Genomic DNA, 16,339 nt, shown 5'->3' with positions numbered 1-16,339 from the left:
CGTGAGACTGTCGTTCGTGAAAGCTCGATAGTCCGTAAGCGTCGTTATCAGGCCACGGCTTTGAGGAACTGAGTGCGGTAGGCCCAAGGCAATAGCTGGTCGATGTCGCGGTTCGGATGACCACTGACGATCCTGGTCAGGACGTCGGTGAGATAGGCAAGCGGATCGACGTCGTTGAGCTTGCAGGTCTCGACCAGGGACGCGACGACCGCCCAGTGTTCGGCACCACCGTCGGATCCGGCAAACAGCGCGTTCTTGCGACTGAGCTTGATGCCGCGGATCGATCGTTCGACCGTATTGTTGTCGAGCTCGATGCGACCGTCATCGATGAAGCGCGTCAGCCCCTGCCAGCGCGAGAGAGCGTAGCGGATGGCGGCGGCGAGCTTGATCTTCTGGCTGATGAGAGCCAGCTTGGCGCGTAGCCAAGCCTCGAAGGCATCGGCCAGCGGTCGGCTTTTCTGCTGACGCACGAGACGGCGCTCCTCCGGGCTGCGGCCGCGGATCTCCTTCTCGATCGCGTAGAATGCGGCAATGTGCTTCAGCGCCTCGCTTGCGATCGGCGCGGGGCCCGCCGTCGCGAGTTCGTAGAAGTTGCGCCGCATGTGCACCCAGCAGAAGGCGAGCTCGACCTCGCCGCGCTCGGCAAGCTTTGGATAGGCGGTGTAGCCATCGACCTGCAGGACGCCCTTGTAGCCGGCAAGATGGCTGAACAACCGCTCGGCCTTGCGGTCGGGTGCATAGACATAGGCGATGCCGGGCGGATCGAGGCCGCCCCAGGGCCTGTCGTCGGCGGCATAGGCCCAGAGCTGGCCGGTCTTGGTGCGCCCTCGACCGGGATCGAGCACCGGCACCGTCGTCTCGTCGGCGAACAGCTTGGACCTCGCTCGAAGCATCGTGAGAAGGCGCTCATGCAGCGAGCGCAGGTGGAAGGCGGCATGCCCAACCCAGTCCGCCAGCGTCGATCGATCGAGAGCGATGCCCTGGCGGGCATAGATCTGGGCCTGCCGGTAGAGCGGCAGATGATCGGCATATTTGGACACCAGAACCTGGGCGACCGTGGCCTCGGTCGGCAGGCCGCCCTCGATCAGCCGGGCCGGAGCCTCGGCCTGCACGACACCATCCTCGCAGGCACGACAGGCGTATTTGGGACGCCGGGTAACGACAACGCGGAACTGCGCCGGCACCATGTCCAGCCGCTCGCTCTTGTCTTCACCGATCCGATGCAGTTCGCCCTGGCAGCAGGGGCAGGTCTTGTCGTCGATGTCGACGACGACCTCGATCCGCGGCAGATGCGCCGGCAGTGCCCCGCGGTTGACGCGGCGCTTGCGCGCCCGTTCCGCCCGACCTTCCGGGGCGGTCTCGTCCTGACCGGCCTCGGCAGAGGCCGCGACCTGCTCGACGTCCTCGAGGCCCAGCAGCATCTGTTCCTCAGGAAGCGACTCCGCCCTCCGGCCAAAGCGATGACGCTGCAATTCCTTGATGATCTGGCGCAGCCGCTCGCTCTCGTGCCGCTCGGCAAGCAGCATCGCCTTCAGCGTCTCGGGATCATCAGGAAGGTTATCGCTCACGGGCAAATCAGAGCATATTCGCGCCCGCCTGACGACGTACTCGATGCCTCTGATTCACTTCGCCGCAGCGCGGCCCACAATTATCCGGCTTGCGTCGGGACGACCGTCTCCCGTGCCGCGTGGACACGCCGCCAATCGAGCCCTTCGAGCAGCGCCGACAATTCTGCCGCTGACAAACGCATCACGCCATCCTCGATCTTCGGCCAGCGGAAGACGCCTTCCTCGAGCCGCTTGGCGAACAGGCACAAACCCGTACCATCCCAGAAGATCAGCTTGATCCGGTCCGCGCGCTTGGCACGGAAGACATAAACAGCACCCGAGAACGGATCGGCCTTCATGTGCTCGCGTACCAACATAGCAAGCCCTTCCATTCCCTTGCGGAAGTCGACTGGCTTGGTTGCCACCATCACCCGGACAGTGCCGGACGGGCCGATCACCGGCTTGCCTTCAACGCATGGACGATGGCCGCAATCATCGCCACGTCCGCGCCTTGGCCGACCCGGATAGTGACGCCTTCGGCTTCGATCTCGATGCCCCCAACATCCGGCTTGGCCTTCCGTCGCGCTGTCTTGCGCTCACGGCCCGCAACCGCGACCGGCGCCATGGCGTCTACCACCGCAGGTACAAACTGCGGATCGTTAGCCATCGGCGCCGGCTGCCGGCGCGCTTGCCGGCGCCAAGTGAACACTTGTTGTGGGGTCAGCCCGTGTCGCCGGGCAATCTCGGAAACGACCGCGCCTGGTACCAGCGTCTCCTCGACAATCCGGGCCTTGTCGTCCTTGGAGAACCAACGACGTCGTCCCGTCTCCGTGATCACTTCCAGCCGGCGCGCCGTTACATCCGACTTAAGCGTATGGTCAAACATAGACACAAACCGATCCCTTCAAAGAGATCGTGAAACTCGCCTATCCCATCTGCCCCGAAAAGGTGGGAGCGGAACGACGCTTACGATAGTCCATCAGTGCAACCAACAAAACGGCCGTCGCCGGGTTGAGGTCAGCGACGGCTCTGTGTGAGTTCGTGATGATGATTATGCGCTAGTCGGGCCGATGATGGAGATTTGCGGTTATCGGGCCGTTTACTGAGACGCTGGGGTCTAGTCCGCCTGCCGCCGTCGCCGCCAATTAAGGCTTGTCTGGATGCACGTCAAGCCGGCACCCATTCGACTCCGACACCGTAATTTCTACGACCCGCCGCCTTCCACCTGTTCCCCATAGAGCCAAGTATGGACGCGCGACGATGGAATAAGTTGTTTGGGAGAATGCGGATTGATCGTGCCGGCAAATAGCGCCAAACCACCTAGCCTCGTTATAGCGAACGCCTTTGCTTCATGTTCTGTTGCAAACGTCTTTGTCCCGCGAGGGCTGCGGCTTTTTGGCAGGATGCCACGCTTCTGAGCTTCAAAGGTAACGTACCAAGTCGGCGTCATTTTACCCCCGGCTAGATCCCGAGTTCAAGCTTCGAGCCTTGTCGCACGCACATGCGCCGGACCATTCGCCGCCCATCGGCGGCCTAGTTGCAAACCACGTTGTCGCTCCTGCTCCGCGTCCCCGTCCTCGATCATCCAACGTTTAAGCGGCCCCGGCGAGGACTTGCGCCCGCCCCGGGGCCGAGCGCGCTGCCGCCGATCTTGGGGGCCTAGGGCTCTGTGAGAGATCTAAAAAGCGCGTTGTTAGACAATCACAGGCGGAGTGTTTGGCTATTGCACTTTGTGTCAATAGGAAGAGTTAATGCCTGATTTCACGGACGAAGACGCAGCCGAGTTTTGCTGGGTCCAATGAGCGCGTTACTCCTGTCAAACCGCTGGAACCGCTTATTGGTTCGTCTAAGGCAGGTGAGGAGACGGCCCGTTCGGGCGATAGCCCATACGCTCGGCAATGGCGACAAGTTCCGCCAATGACTGGACCTGCATTTTTTCCATCACCTGATGGCGATGTGCCTTAATCGTACGCTCGGTACAGCCTATAGCGTACGCGATTTGCTTGTTGATCTTGCCCTGAACCACAAGCTCGAACACTTGCCGCTCACGCGGCGTTAGTGCCGTGACACGAGCGCGAGCCGCATCCAGCTCCTCCTTTTTGGCGCGCGTGACTTCGTAACGAGCGAACGCGCACTCAATTGCGCGAAGTAGGTCGTCGGAAGATGCGGGCTTGATCAGAAAATCTTCTGCGCCCGCCTTGATGGCCTGTACGGTGGTCTGGATGTCGGGAAAGCCCGTAAAGAATATAATCGGCAACGTCGAACCGAGTTCGTATAATTGCGCCTGGAGCTCAGGACCGCTCACTCCCGGTAGTCGCACATCGAGGAGAATGCAGCCGGGTCTACAGTCGTCCGGTAGTCGATCCAACGACTGCTCAGCCGACGCATAGGTCGCCACTTCGTACCCGGCGAGTTTGAGGCGACGTTCGACTGCTATTCGGAAGGCACTGTCGTCATCCACAACATGCACAAACCCCAACACGTGACTCCCCAAGACTTACGTCAGCCGTGACCTAGAAGAGCGCAGTGACGAGCAGCAGCTCTCGCCCAAGCTCCGCCGCGATGAACCAGCGACCGATCTCATTCCGAGCAGGATATCCCACTACATGGGGAGGTAGGTCTGACGGTTTCTAACAGGAGAGCTGCGATTCTAGCACCGTGATTGTACGGGTCATGTCGGGCGGCGCATGAAGGCACGCTTTGCCCGCATGAAGGGAGAGGAAAAATTCTCGAATGCGCTATGTTTTAGAACGCTGCTTTCGATGGGCGAATTTGGAAACGAGTGCAGCTAGACTTGTGCCACGATCTAGAGAGTAACCTCGTGACCGCCAACGATGGGGGTACAAGGCGCTCGGTTCCGCATCGAGCGTACGTGCTGAGCCTAGGCTCGTGACAGACGCGCAGCTCGCCTTCGCGAAAGCCGCCAACGAAATGATCGGATACGTCCGATGGCGGAAAGCGCGCGCCTCTTTGCCAAAGTTGGCTTGCATGAACTCCAACGTCTGAGTTCGCATGTCGGGCCAGTGTAGACACTAAGCGAGCTCATCTTCGCGCGGGTTGCCGGTCCGATGCGGAGAAGTTTGCCGACGGGCAGCGACCGCCGGTCCACCACCGCTTGAACGACTTAAGTCAAGCGGCTGTCCGGTCCTCTGAAAGGATCGTGGTGCACTTCATTTGAGAACGAGACGATCAATAGTTCGAGCTTCGATTGCTCTTCACTCAAGCGCCTTTCGACAAACTGGCGCTCGACCTCTGTCACGCTAGTCTGCAATAAGTGGCGATAGCGTTGAATATTGTTGCGGTGTGCACGCGCCAACTGGTCGTCAATCATCATCGCCTTCCTTGACGCTACTGTCTCATTTCCTTTTTGCTTCATGGGTGAGGTGCCCCGAGGCAACATTCCTAGTCGTCGCTGGAGCAGAATATTTTTCCTCCCAACGCCGAAATTCCCCTTGGCCGGGGCTTTAAATCCTGGCCCTCCAATTCTTGCGCACTTAGATGACAGAAACAAGAAACGTTCGAAGGAACGTTCCCCGAATTTTTTTGCGATCTGTGAACCATTTCACAATCGCATCTGGTGCCGGTTCAATGTCGGCTGTCGTCGGTCAACCGGTGTCGAGCCGCACTTGTCTTGACCGCTGCTTCTGACCCTAGATATTTTAAGATGCAGCAAGCGCTTGGGATGGTTAACCCGCAAAAAAGCCCCGACGAACCGGGGCTTTGGCCTGCGCGACTGGTGTGATCAGTATCTCGCCGCGATCGGGGCACCGTATCCACCGAAGCGATAGTTCAGCCGAAGCGTGACCATATCCACATCTTGGCTGACGCCGCTCCCGGTCAGGGTGAACCCTCCGGGAGTAACCACGCCTGCGAAGCCGGAATTATCACGCCCCATCCAGAGGTGGTCGTATTCGATACCGAGCGACCAGTTGGGCGTGAAGCCGTATTCCCAGCCGACGCCCAGGGCGCCGCCCCAGCGCGTGTGGCCTGCCGAGGCCAAGCCGACACCGGTGATGTTGTTGAAGATATCGAAGCGATTGCGCGTCACGGCGGCGCCGCCCTTCACGTAGAATAGGGAGGCGTTCCACGCCCAACCGAGTTGCGCCGTCAACAACCCGATGCCGTCGATCTTGCCTGTGGTCGAGATCAATGGATCGATTAGACTGACGCGCGTGTTCTTGATGTTGGCCCAATCTCCCTGCGCTTCGAGGCCGAGCACAAACTGGTTGGTTTGCCAGCGGTACCCGATCTGTCCGCCCGCGAGGCCCCCGGAGCGATCGGCGCAACCACCTGCGACTGTTCCTGCGGGCGTCACGAAATCCACACAACCGTGGCTTTGCCCCCAACCGCCGTTAGCACCGATGTAGAAACCGGTCCAATCATAGATCGGCGCGACCACCGGGGGCGGGGCCTTGACGTAAGGTTTAGCAGCCAGATCAGCCGCTGACGCGGGTGCCGCCATGCTCACTGCCAGCAAGCCCACACCACTCAACAAGATCTTCTTCATTCTTTTCGCTCCATCCACGTTTCACCCGAACGAGCCGGCTGCGGGGTTCCGTCTTGGATTTGCGCACAGCGCGGGTCCGTTTCGGAGACGCCCCCTCGCGCTGGCGTGGGTAAAGGCTCGTGCCGTTGCCAGCGTCCATCGTCGGCGAGCGCATGCCTCAAGGTTGATTTAGATCAATAATCACACTCCGGAATATGGACCAGTTGCAAAAGGGCGGGAGACCGGGAGTTTGAGATATGGGTGAACGTTCGGAATCGATGGTCAGCCGTCGAGGCGCTCTTGCTCTTTGTGGATACGCAGCCGTGTTCGGGCTCGTGGCCTCGCCTGCAATTCTGGTGGTGTCAGATGCTGGCGCTCAGACCTCAACCGCACCGACCACGCCCGCAGCGCCTTCCACTGAGACACCGCAGTCGGGTACGGAGCGGCGTCAGGAACGACGCACGGGGCGCACCGAACGGCGTCAGGATCGACGGACAGGGCGAACAGAACGGCGTCAGGCGCGACGGACGGGGCGCACGGAGCGGCGCGAAGAGCGGCATGACGGTGCTGCCGAAGAGAAAAAGTAGCCGCGCGTCCACCAGCACGTCCCAAGAAACCAATTAGGAGCAAGAACATGAAAAATTCAACGGTGCTCGGCGCGGCCCTCGGTGCAGCGATGTTGTGCTTGGCGCCCGTGTCGTTTCACTGGTCACCAGAAGGGACTGTCGTTATCTCCGTCGAGAAAGCTGACGCTCGTGTCGGTCGTCCGCTCACACCTGGCAGCGTTGCGGGGGTTAATAGGCGAGTGCATAGACGCGCGTATCGGCGCGGGTACTATGGAGCTGCTGTAGGTGCGGCTGCCGTCGGAGCAGCGGCCACGGGAGCGTACTATCACCGCCGGCAATGCGGTTACTATCCATACCCCCCGTGCTATTGAGAGCGACGTCGCCTCCAGCGTTGACCTACGTCAACATCACCTAGTCTCCTTACCGCTCACAAACGCTTGGCCGCCCGGTGCATCTCCATCGGTTCGCGGCGAAAGGGAGGATCACCATGCATCGGACAAAGAGTCTCTCGATCAAGTCGGCGACAGTTGCCGGGATTGCCGCCAGCTTCCTGTTGGGGTTGGCGGGTCTCACGCTCAATCCAACGCCAGCCAAGGCGGTCGTGTATTGCCAGTACGTTGAATATCCGGTCGGGTGCGTTGCGAGGGCTGGCGTCGTGCTCAGGCCTCGTCCCGTGGCGCGCGCTGCGGTCCGTCATAACGTCGGCGGCAACGCAAATGGCGGCGTCAATCGCGTGGGAGTGCGGCGGTAAGGCACTGTTGGTCAGTGCCGCATTGTCGAAAAATGCAACCGCCTCAATTGCGGCAAGGGACTCAGCTATTGATTCGCTCGGTAATCCAGCGTTCGTCGGCTTGTCCAGCAGTCCCTTAGAACTCACACCTGGATCGGCCAACGATGGGGGTGCAAGGGTGCTTGGTCCCCCATCCGGGCGCCCTTGTGCTGAGGCCTAAGCCCCGCGCCAGACGCGCAACACGCCCTCGCGAAAGCCGCCGACGAAATGATCAGACGTATCCGCTGGCAGAATTTGGCTGAGATCATCGAACGAGCCGCTCACCATAGTCGTAAGCTCATGCGCCGAAGCATGCTCCGCCCAGCGGCGTCCCAATTGCAATCCGCGTTGCCGCTCAGCCTCTGCGTCCATCGTCTTAGCTACCCCACGTGTTAACCGGCCCCGGCGAAGTTGCTGACCGCGCCGGGGCCTTCTACGTTCTCGCCAATCTAAGAAAGCTTGGGGGCTGGAAAGATGGGCAAGGCGTGCCCCAGACAAGCAGAACCTGGGTGTTTGGCTAGTGCCCTTTGTGCCAATGCGACCGCAGGTATTGAGGTAGTTGGGGGCAAGAAGCTAAATGGAAAAATGTCAGTCACGATGCGGAGGGCCGGCATCCGTCAGTTCTATTGGCTGCCTCCAAGCGCACGCCCCAGTCGTTCCAGTTCAAGCGTGACGCAGAATAGCGCGAACAACGATACGACGAGTTGCAGTCCCCGGCGGAACATGAGCCAAAGATCGGCGCCCTGATTGATCTCCGGCAAATGTCTGAAGAACACGACACCGAATAGCGAGCCGCCGAAAATAAAGGCGAGACGCCCCAGAAACAGAAACAGGTGACTCAGGATCGGATTCGAGCGCGGAGGTGGGAGCGGAACGCGTCGCAGGCGATACCAATAGGCGACCTGCATCGCAATGATAATGACGGGCCTAGCAAGGTTATCGGACCGTTCGAACGGCAACTGCTCACCGGGATGGATTATCAAGTGCCTAAATTCGGGCAGGCCGTCCAAGATTATGAAGAGTGCTCCTGTCAGTTGAACCACGAGAAGAACCAAATAAACGGCTCTGGATTTTAGGTTCGTCATCTCGAACACCCGTCAACTCCGCTACGGCCGGCCGCACTTAGCCTGCTTCGAGGGCACTCAGCTTCGTCCTGAACTGGACCTAATCTGGTGGATCGAGGTTTGCCAGCCGCTCTCGGTCGAGAAGTACGATTTCCCGGTGACTACCAGCGGTGAAATCAAGTACGCCCGCTCCATGCAGCCTGGATAGAACACGACACACCGTTTCGAGTGCTAAGCCGAGGTAGTCAGCTATATCGCGACGGTACATGGGGAGTGCCATTGAGTTAGTGGCGGTCAGGCGCTTGTCCATCTCCAGCAAGAACGCGGCAACTCTCTCCGATGACGATTTACGGCCAAGCAGCAGCATATGATTTTCCGCGTGCTCGAGGTTGCTGGTAGTCATACGGAGTAGGTTGCGCGAGACAGCTGGATCGGTTTCGGCGACCATTTCTAGAGTTTGCCGTCTGATCAGGCGAAGCGTCGTCTCGACCACCGCCTGGGTCGTAAATCGATGCGTCCCACTGTTCTCCAGCCCGAAAATATCTCCGGCCAAATGGAATGCGCCAATCTGGCGTCGACCGTCAGAGAGCAGTTTGTAACTGCGCGCCGCTCCCCTGATTACTTGATAGACGTATTCGGCAGGTTCCTTCTCACTGAAAATTGCTTTCCCCTTTTTGTAGATCAATACACTCGAACTGACGCCCGGATTTGATTCGCTCGTGATGCCAAGGTCAGTGAGCGAATTAGGGCAGAGGGACCGCCCCGTAGTATTACGCACAAACATGCGGGCTACTCTTTTATTGATTTTTAGCCAATCGAATACGTCTCGGTGCGCGGAACGATAAGCTCCACCCCAAGGTGGAGTGAAGCATAGTATTTGGCGACTGACGCGATGGTACTGTACCAAGGGACAGTGGAGCATTGTCACTGTTGCCGTCAGCGCGGTTGTGCTCGCTGGCGTCGTGTATCGGTCTGGTGACGGGCCGCCGCATCGTGGGGCACGGCAAAGCCCCATAGCTGCATCGCGGCTTCTCCTGATTGTGTCGGCTTCCTTGCAATGGTGATGATCGTCTCATCGCCATCGGTCACACGACAGTGACACTGATGCGCACAAGGGGACAACGTGCCTACAGCTGAACAATGCCGCGCTTATGCCGCCGAGTACAAACTACGTGCCGCTGATCCGAGGAATTCACCCCGCCGAGCGACCGTGCTGACGAACATCTCACGGAGCTGGGCAGCGCTTGGGAGCCAGCTTGAGAACCTTGCAGAGATCGCGAAGTCGGAAGGCAAGTGAGATCGCCTCCCGTCAAAGTGGGCTGGCCCGTGCGTCCTCATCCGCACTTGGCGGCTATCGCTTCGTGACCCGCTTGTTGAGTGCTTTGCGCATCGCCGTTTCGTCCGCGATGAATTTCGAGACCTGATGCTGCTCAGCCTGGGTCAGCCACCGGGTCAGCTTGTCGGCGATCATGGCCCTCTCGCTGAAGCTTGCGTCCCGAGCCGGGTGGGCCACCGTCCATGCGATTAATGCCAGCTGGCGTTTGGTCGGACGCTGGCGTGATCGCGAGCTTATATTTGTTGACCGTTCTGCGGTCATTGGTCTCCCGAGGGCGTAGACCCTTCTAGTCGCGCAGCTTTTTGCCGAATTCCTCTTACTGTTTCGGTCAAGCTGGCACGAACTGCAGCCCCCTTGGGGCGCGGCCCGTTACGATTACCCATGTGGCGGGAAGTGCTCCTTCGGATCGCAGTCATTGCTGTCGGCATGCTGCCGGTGGCGCTGCTCTCTTTCGCGCTTTTTAGAATGTGATTAACGACGTTCATTGATCTGGCTCAATGGCGCAGCTGCCTATCGAGCGGCCTCCTCATGCGAGGAAGGCGCGTCATGAAATCGCCGTCGGTACTGGATTTACCAATCACTGGTCTGGGCATCAGCCGCGTTTGGTCTCGCGTTGATCGCATCGTTGACGTTGTGAAGCCGAATTGCAACCTCCGGAATAAAGCGTAAGATTCAAGTGATTTGCGAACTCGTGGAGGGCATCGTGGCAGCGCCAGACCTCGTTTTCAAAGTCGCCATTATTGGGCTGAGCGTTCTTTCAGCATCTTTCGCGTATACGCTGGTGCTGGGTCTGTAACGGCGTCCCAGAGGCCGGCCTCGCAGAGGGCAATCTTTGTCCTTCAGAACGGTAACTTTGCGGGTTGCCAGGCCTCGATGTCACGTCCATCGCCGGTCAATGCAGCGCCAAGATAGTCGGCGGCGTTGAACTGGAGGACCCAGCCGTCAGCGCTGGCGTCGACATGCTGGCAGCAGCCATAGTCGCGGTGTAGTTCAGGACGTCGCGGGCGCCGGAGGCGCGCATCTCACCGAAGGTGATCTTTTGAAGGCAGGTTCGTCACGGTTCCCGCTCGCGCTTTTCTTCGACGTCATGAGCGCCATTGGTCGAGGAGCGATAAGGTAGTCGGGAGCTCTTATGCCGATCTGCGCGTTCGTGCGACCCGGCGTTGGATGCCGCGGCGACGCTTGTGCTCTTCTAGACGACGTTGCGGGGGCGGGGGCGGCGAGGCAAACTCGCTGGCCGGCAGATTCTCGATCAGCTCGCCGAGCGTAAGATCTTTAGATACGGTCGTAGGTGGCTGCTCAACCGCCGAGAGCAAGTCCCGGCCCGCGTCCGTGATACGCCACTCGCCTGGCTCGCGCGCGATCAGCTTTTGGCCGAAGATATCGAGGTCTGGTGCCCGCGCAGCCAGAAGCTTCATGCGACCGGTCCACTCGGGTCCGCTGGTGTAGAAAAGAGCCAGGTGTTGCTTGACGACGTCAAGACTGGCCCGGCCATCGGGCTGGCCGGCGAGGATTTTGAGTATCGACATCTGAAAGCTCACGTCCGCCACCAGTACGCGACTACCAAACTATCGGACTAACGTAGCGTGTGCATCGGTCGTGTCTAGCGCCATCTTCTTTATGAACGGAGCGACCGAAACTCGGCGGGGTAAAGTAAAAGCGGGGCCTGATTGCTAGCCATTCTTAGATTTTCCGCAGAGGACTTGCCTCGGTTTTCCTTCTCTTTGTAGCTGACATTGGTCCCTTCGTTGAGGGTATTTCGCTCCGCAGTGAGGGCGTCCGCCAACAATCTGTCGAGCACCCGCCGGTCCTCGGCGTCGGCCTGGTGTGAGCCGCCGGTGATGCCGGCGCGCCTGGCCCGGCGCTGTGCGCCGACAGCCTCGATGAGGCGATCGCCTGGCTCAGAGGACACTGGCGAGGGCCTCGCGCAGCCGAGAAAAAACCCCGGCCTTGGGTTTGGGGCAGGCCGGGGCTTGGAGGTTGTTAAGGCCAGGCCTCGGGCTGAGGCTCGAACGCGCATCGACCATCGATGACCTTGCGGCGCCTTTCAATTGCCCTTATGGACAGGCTTTCCCGCGCCATGCAAATCGCGATCTTGATCCTCAATGAGGCAGATGCTCGGCGTTATCGGCGTCTGCACCGCCTGAGTGGTCCTACCGGCTTTTTCCTAAGCGGGACCGCCGCGTTGTCGAGAGATAAAGAAAAGCCCCGGACGACGCCGGGGCTTAAGTTCGCTGGAGGAAATCAGTAACGCGCTGCGATCGGGGCGCCATAACCGCCGAAGCGGTAATTGAAGCGCAGCGTGATCATGTCCACGTCCTGCGTGATCCGGTCGTTCACAAAGGCGGCAAGTCGCGGATCAGCGACCGTGAACGAATTATTCCGGTGCCCCATGAACAAATGGTCGTATTCGACGCCCACCGACCAATTCGGGGTGAAGCCATACTCGTATCCAACACCAATGACACCACCCCAGCGGGTAGCGCTTTGCGCGGCGAGCTCGGTGCCGAAGGCATTATCGATGACGCTTAAGCGGTTGTCTGTCACCGCCGCGCCGCCCTTCACGTAGAACAGTGACGCATTCCAGGCGTAGCCGATCTGGCCGGTGAAGAGGCCGATGGCACTGGTTTTGGTGCGAGTGGAGAGCGAAGCATCGATCAGGCTGACGCGCTGGTTGCTGAGATCCGCCCAATCGCCCTGGGCTTCCAGGCCAAACACCCACTGGCTGGCCTGCCAGCGATAACCGAGCTGGCCGCCGATGACGCCACCGGACCGATCGCGGCAGCCGGAAGCTACGGCTACGCCGGCCGCGTCAAGGAAATCCACGCAGTTGTGGTTCTGCGCCCAGCCACCATTGCCGCCGATGTAGAAGCCGGTCCAGTCGTAGATCGGTGCCACGATCGGAGGCGGTGCCTTGGTGTACGGACGCGCCGCCAAGTCAGCCGCCGACGCCGGAGCGGACAATCCAACGGCCATCATCCCGACCGCAGCAACCAGAAATTTTTTCATACAAGTAATCTCCTCAGAAAGCAGTTCGATAGGGCGATAAGCCCCGCCCGACGAATCAACAGTAGTTCGTTCGCCCCGTGGTTGCTGTAGCCGAGCTGCAACACTCGCTTCGGATCACATCTTCAAATTGTTTATATCCATTAATGACTTAGCGGAACCAAAAGCCCTCTGGCGTGCATAACCCTGATTGCCCGAGACGCGCAAAATCACTCAGTGCACTGGTGGGAGCGACCGCCGCCAGCCTTCACCGCCATCCACAGGGGTTCATAGGCATTCATATATATTTTCGCGGCCGAACCGTCACCGGATCGCGACACAAATGTAAACACAACAACCACATGGAATTGATTTAGCTACATTTTTTGCTCATTAATTCTTCCCTGCGCAGGGAAGGCCGAGTGATTGGCACCACCTGTATGCTGCTGTGCGGTTTCCTTGCGCTACCTTTCGCGCAGCGGGCCGCGGGTGCGAGGTCAGCACCCGGCCTTCCCTGCGCCCTCTTGGCTTCGAGGGTGGAACGACGAAGCAAAGCTCGGGCGAGATGCGCCGCGAGAGCGCGAAGGTGTGTCTGCAACACGCGCTGTCATCGCCCGCGAAGGCGGACGACCCCAGCATTCCAGAGGCGGGTGTGGTTGAACGCTGCGCTTCGGCTATGCCGTGCCGATCACGAAGGGCAAGTACGACATCGTCCAGGAGTTCAGATGCGGCGGCACGTCGTTCTAACCACCGAGGAGCCGCCGGCAGGCGTCGACGAAGACCTGCGCGCCCGTGACGATGTCGGCGTCGGCGGTGTTCTCGGTCCAGTGGTGGCTGATGCCGCCGATCGACGGCACGAACAGCATGCCTGCGGGCATGACGGTCGCAAGCAACTGCGCGTCGTGGCCGGCGCCGCTGGGCATGCGGACGGACCGTCCACCGGCCAGGGCCTTGCTCGCGGCCTCGATTGCGTCCTGAATGCCGGGATTCATCATGGCGGGAGCACCGGTGCGCAGCTTCTCCACGGTGACGGCGCAAGGGCCCTTCGCGCTGGCCTCGTCAGCCATGGTCCGCAGCAATTGCTCCAGCCGCGAGATCACAGCCGGATCGTCGTCGCGGATCTGGAACAGCAATTCGGCCTTGCCCGGAATGATGCTCGGCGCGCCGGGATCGAGCGTCATGCGGCCGGTGGTCCAGACCGTGCGCGGGCCACAGGCGCCCGGGAACCGCTCGTCGATCGCGACGCAGAACTTGGCCAGCGCGAGGCCGGCGTCTTTCCGCGCCGCCATGCGGGTGGTGCCGGCATGGTTCTGCTCGCCGACGAAATTGATCTGGTACTGCCAGATGCCGACGATGGAGGTCACCACGCCGATCGAAAGCTTGCCGCTTTCGAGCGTGTCGCCCTGCTCGATATGCGCCTCCAGATATCCGACGTGGCGTCCCGGCTCGGCAGCGACGCGTGCGCGGCCCGAGAGCCCCATGTCGGCGAGTGCGTCGCGCATGGTGCGGCCGCTGGTGCGGTCGCGGGCGGCATCGATGTCGGCCTCGGTCACCTGTCCGACATAGGAGCGGGAGCCGAGGAAATGCCCAAAGTGTCCTTCCTCGTCGCACCAGGCGGCAACTTCGACCGCACCCTTCACGGACGGGTCGGCATTGAGCACGCGGGCCGCTTCGAGCGCATAGACGACGCCGAGAGGGCCATCGAGCCAGCCGGCGTAGTTCTGGCTCTCCAGGTGCGAGCCCGCCAGCAGCTTCGGCCCCTGCTTCGCGCTGCTGCCGAACACATTGCCGATGCCGTCGATCGCGGCGGTAAGGCCGGCGTCGGGCAGCTTCTGCACCAGCCAGTCGAGCGACTTCTTGTGCGGCTCGGAGAAGGTCGGCTTGTGCACGCCGGTCTTGTAGACGCCGATGGCACGGAGCGCATTGAGATCGGCGAGAACGCGTTGCCCATCGGCACGCGGCTTGGTGTCAGGCATGTTCGGCAACCTTCAGCGCCTCGGTGCGGATCTCCTCGACCAGCCGTTCCTTCAGCTGGACGAATTCGGGCGTGGTCTTGATCTTGTAGGAGCGCGGATGCGGCAGGTCCACATTGATCTCGGCCTTGATGCGGCCGGGGCGCGCGCTCATCACGATGACGCGGCTGCCGAGGAAGATGGCTTCCTCGATGTCGTGGGTGACGAACAGCACGGTCTTCTGGTCGCGCTCCCAGATTCCGAGCAGCATTTCCTGCATCAAGGCGCGGGTCTGGTTGTCGAGCGCGCCGAAGGGCTCGTCGAGCAGCAGAATCTTTGGATCGTTGGCGAGCGCGCGGGCGATCGCGGTGCGCTGCTGCATGCCGCCGGAGAGCTGCTTCGGCCAGTGGTTCTCGAAGCCGGACAACCCGACCTGGCGGATGAAGGCATCGGCGATCTTGTTGCGCTCCGCCTCGGGCACGCCGCGCTCGCGCAGGCCGAAGGCGATGTTCTCGCGCACGCTCAACCAGGGAAACAGTGTGTAGGACTGGAACACCATGCCGCGATCGGCTCCGGGGCCGGTCACCTCGCGCCCGTCGAGCGTGACGCGCCCGCTGGTCGGCCGGTCGAGACCGGCGACGATGCGAAGCAGCGTGGACTTGCCGCAGCCGGAGGGGCCGAGGATGGTGACGAAATCGTTGTTGCCGATGGTGAGGTCGGTCGGCTCCAGCGCCCTGGTCGGTGCGTTGCCGTGGCGCGCGGGGAAGGTTCGCGAGACCTGTTCGATCTTCAGCGTGGTCATGCGAGCCTCCACGGAAACAGCCAGGCGTTGAACGCCTTGAACATGAAGTCCGAGAGGAGACCGATCAGTCCGATCACGATGATGCCGAAGATGATCTGGCCGGTGTTGAGCAGCGCCTGGCTGTCGGTGATCATGTGGCCGATGCCCGATGACGAGCCAATCAGCTCGGCGACGATGACATAGGTCCAGGCCCAGCCCAGCACCAGCCGCAGAATCTCCGCGATCTCGGGTGCGGAGGAGGGCAGCAGCACCCGGCGGATGATGCCGCGGTCGCTGGCCCCGAGCGTATAGGCCGCCTCGACCAGATCGCGCCGCGTGGTGCCCACGGTTACGGCGATCATCAGGGTGATCTGGAACACCGCGCCGATGAAGATGACGAGCAGCTTCTGCAATTCGCCGATGCCGGCCCACAGGATCAACAGCGGGATAAAGGCCGAGGCAGGCAAATAGCGAGCAAAGGAGACGAACGGTTCGAGGAACGCTTCAACCGGCTTGTAGGCGCCCATCAGCACGCCGAGCGGAACCGCGATGATCGCAGCGAGCGCGAATCCGCCGACGACGCGCCAGATCGTCATGCCGATGTCGAACAGGAAGCCTTGCTTGGCGAGCAGGTCATAGCCTTCCTGCATCATGGTCAGCGGGTTGGCGAGAAAGGTCTTCGACACATGGCCGCCGAGCGTTGCCCACGACCAGAGGGCGACGAACAGCACGAAGAACGCGAGGCCGTAAGCCACGCGCTGCTTCGATGTCACGGGATCCAGGGGACGCATCAACGATCTATCCGGGCGGTGAACGAGTTTCCGGCCCCGCCGCGAGACGGGGCCGGCAGCTC

14 protein-coding genes are annotated in these 16,339 nt (G+C 60.9%); 1 reads left to right on the top strand and 13 read right to left on the bottom strand.

The window, feature by feature from the left end:
* Positions 1 to 47 precede the first annotated feature (47 nt).
* From tnpC to AB7245_RS32280, 6 genes are all read right to left on the bottom strand, one after another.
* Positions 48 to 1,526 (bottom strand): IS66 family transposase, encoded by a 1,479-nt coding sequence (tnpC, locus tag AB7245_RS32305; protein ID WP_063986009.1) that lies wholly within the window; start codon positions 1,524 to 1,526, stop codon positions 48 to 50.
* A gap of 122 nt (positions 1,527 to 1,648) precedes the next feature.
* The gene (gene tnpB, locus AB7245_RS32300) at positions 1,649 to 2,005 is read right to left on the bottom strand and encodes an IS66 family insertion sequence element accessory protein TnpB (protein WP_063980520.1); all 357 of its coding nucleotides are present in this window, start codon (positions 2,003 to 2,005) and stop codon (positions 1,649 to 1,651) included.
* The gene (gene tnpA / locus AB7245_RS32295; protein WP_063980519.1) at positions 2,002 to 2,433 is read right to left on the bottom strand and encodes an IS66-like element accessory protein TnpA; all 432 of its coding nucleotides are present in this window, start codon (positions 2,431 to 2,433) and stop codon (positions 2,002 to 2,004) included. The genes tnpB and tnpA overlap by 4 nt, the downstream gene beginning before the upstream one ends.
* 960 nt (positions 2,434 to 3,393) lie before the next feature.
* The gene (locus tag AB7245_RS32290; RefSeq protein ID WP_063981922.1) at positions 3,394 to 4,029 is read right to left on the bottom strand and encodes a response regulator transcription factor; all 636 of its coding nucleotides are present in this window, start codon (positions 4,027 to 4,029) and stop codon (positions 3,394 to 3,396) included.
* A 642-nt stretch (positions 4,030 to 4,671) separates the two neighbouring features.
* Positions 4,672 to 4,878 carry a hypothetical protein gene (locus AB7245_RS32285; protein WP_167768322.1) on the bottom strand — a complete coding sequence of 69 codons (207 nt, stop codon included), beginning with the start codon at positions 4,876 to 4,878 and terminating at the stop codon, positions 4,672 to 4,674.
* A 411-nt stretch (positions 4,879 to 5,289) separates the two neighbouring features.
* Complete coding sequence (locus AB7245_RS32280; RefSeq protein ID WP_063981924.1) at positions 5,290 to 6,054, bottom strand: outer membrane protein; 765 nt, start codon at positions 6,052 to 6,054, stop codon at positions 5,290 to 5,292.
* Between the two features lie 1,032 nt (positions 6,055 to 7,086).
* Between AB7245_RS32280 and AB7245_RS32275 the strand changes: the two genes are divergently transcribed.
* A complete protein-coding gene (locus tag AB7245_RS32275; RefSeq protein ID WP_084795037.1) occupies positions 7,087 to 7,350 on the top strand; it encodes a hypothetical protein in 264 nt (87 codons plus the stop codon).
* Between the two features lie 641 nt (positions 7,351 to 7,991).
* On the opposite strand, the gene AB7245_RS32270 is transcribed toward AB7245_RS32275, so the two are convergent.
* From AB7245_RS32270 to AB7245_RS32240, 7 genes are all read right to left on the bottom strand, one after another.
* A complete protein-coding gene (locus AB7245_RS32270) occupies positions 7,992 to 8,453 on the bottom strand; it encodes a hypothetical protein (RefSeq protein WP_063981926.1) in 462 nt (153 codons plus the stop codon).
* Positions 8,454 to 8,532: 79 nt separating this feature from the next.
* A complete protein-coding gene (locus tag AB7245_RS32265) occupies positions 8,533 to 9,216 on the bottom strand; it encodes a helix-turn-helix domain-containing protein (protein WP_063981927.1) in 684 nt (227 codons plus the stop codon).
* Positions 9,217 to 10,898: 1,682 nt separating this feature from the next.
* Positions 10,899 to 11,297 (bottom strand): hypothetical protein, encoded by a 399-nt coding sequence (locus tag AB7245_RS32260; protein WP_244623476.1) that lies wholly within the window; start codon positions 11,295 to 11,297, stop codon positions 10,899 to 10,901.
* A 715-nt stretch (positions 11,298 to 12,012) separates the two neighbouring features.
* Positions 12,013 to 12,777, bottom strand: a complete 765-nt coding sequence (locus AB7245_RS32255) for an outer membrane protein (RefSeq protein WP_063981930.1) — start codon at positions 12,775 to 12,777, stop codon at positions 12,013 to 12,015.
* A gap of 719 nt (positions 12,778 to 13,496) precedes the next feature.
* Positions 13,497 to 14,729 (bottom strand): Zn-dependent hydrolase, encoded by a 1,233-nt coding sequence (locus tag AB7245_RS32250; RefSeq protein ID WP_063981931.1) that lies wholly within the window; start codon positions 14,727 to 14,729, stop codon positions 13,497 to 13,499.
* Positions 14,722 to 15,507 (bottom strand): ABC transporter ATP-binding protein, encoded by a 786-nt coding sequence (locus AB7245_RS32245; RefSeq protein WP_063981932.1) that lies wholly within the window; start codon positions 15,505 to 15,507, stop codon positions 14,722 to 14,724. Before AB7245_RS32245 ends, AB7245_RS32250 begins: the two co-directional genes overlap by 8 nt.
* Positions 15,504 to 16,277 carry an ABC transporter permease gene (locus AB7245_RS32240; RefSeq protein WP_063981933.1) on the bottom strand — a complete coding sequence of 258 codons (774 nt, stop codon included), beginning with the start codon at positions 16,275 to 16,277 and terminating at the stop codon, positions 15,504 to 15,506. The genes AB7245_RS32245 and AB7245_RS32240 overlap by 4 nt, the downstream gene beginning before the upstream one ends.
* Positions 16,278 to 16,339 lie beyond the last annotated feature (62 nt).

This window comes from Bradyrhizobium sp. 604_D8_N2_3, from assembly GCF_051810765.1.
Lineage (GTDB): Bacteria > Pseudomonadota > Alphaproteobacteria > Rhizobiales > Xanthobacteraceae > Bradyrhizobium > Bradyrhizobium barranii.
This window is presented reverse-complemented; position numbering and strand designations above follow the sequence as displayed.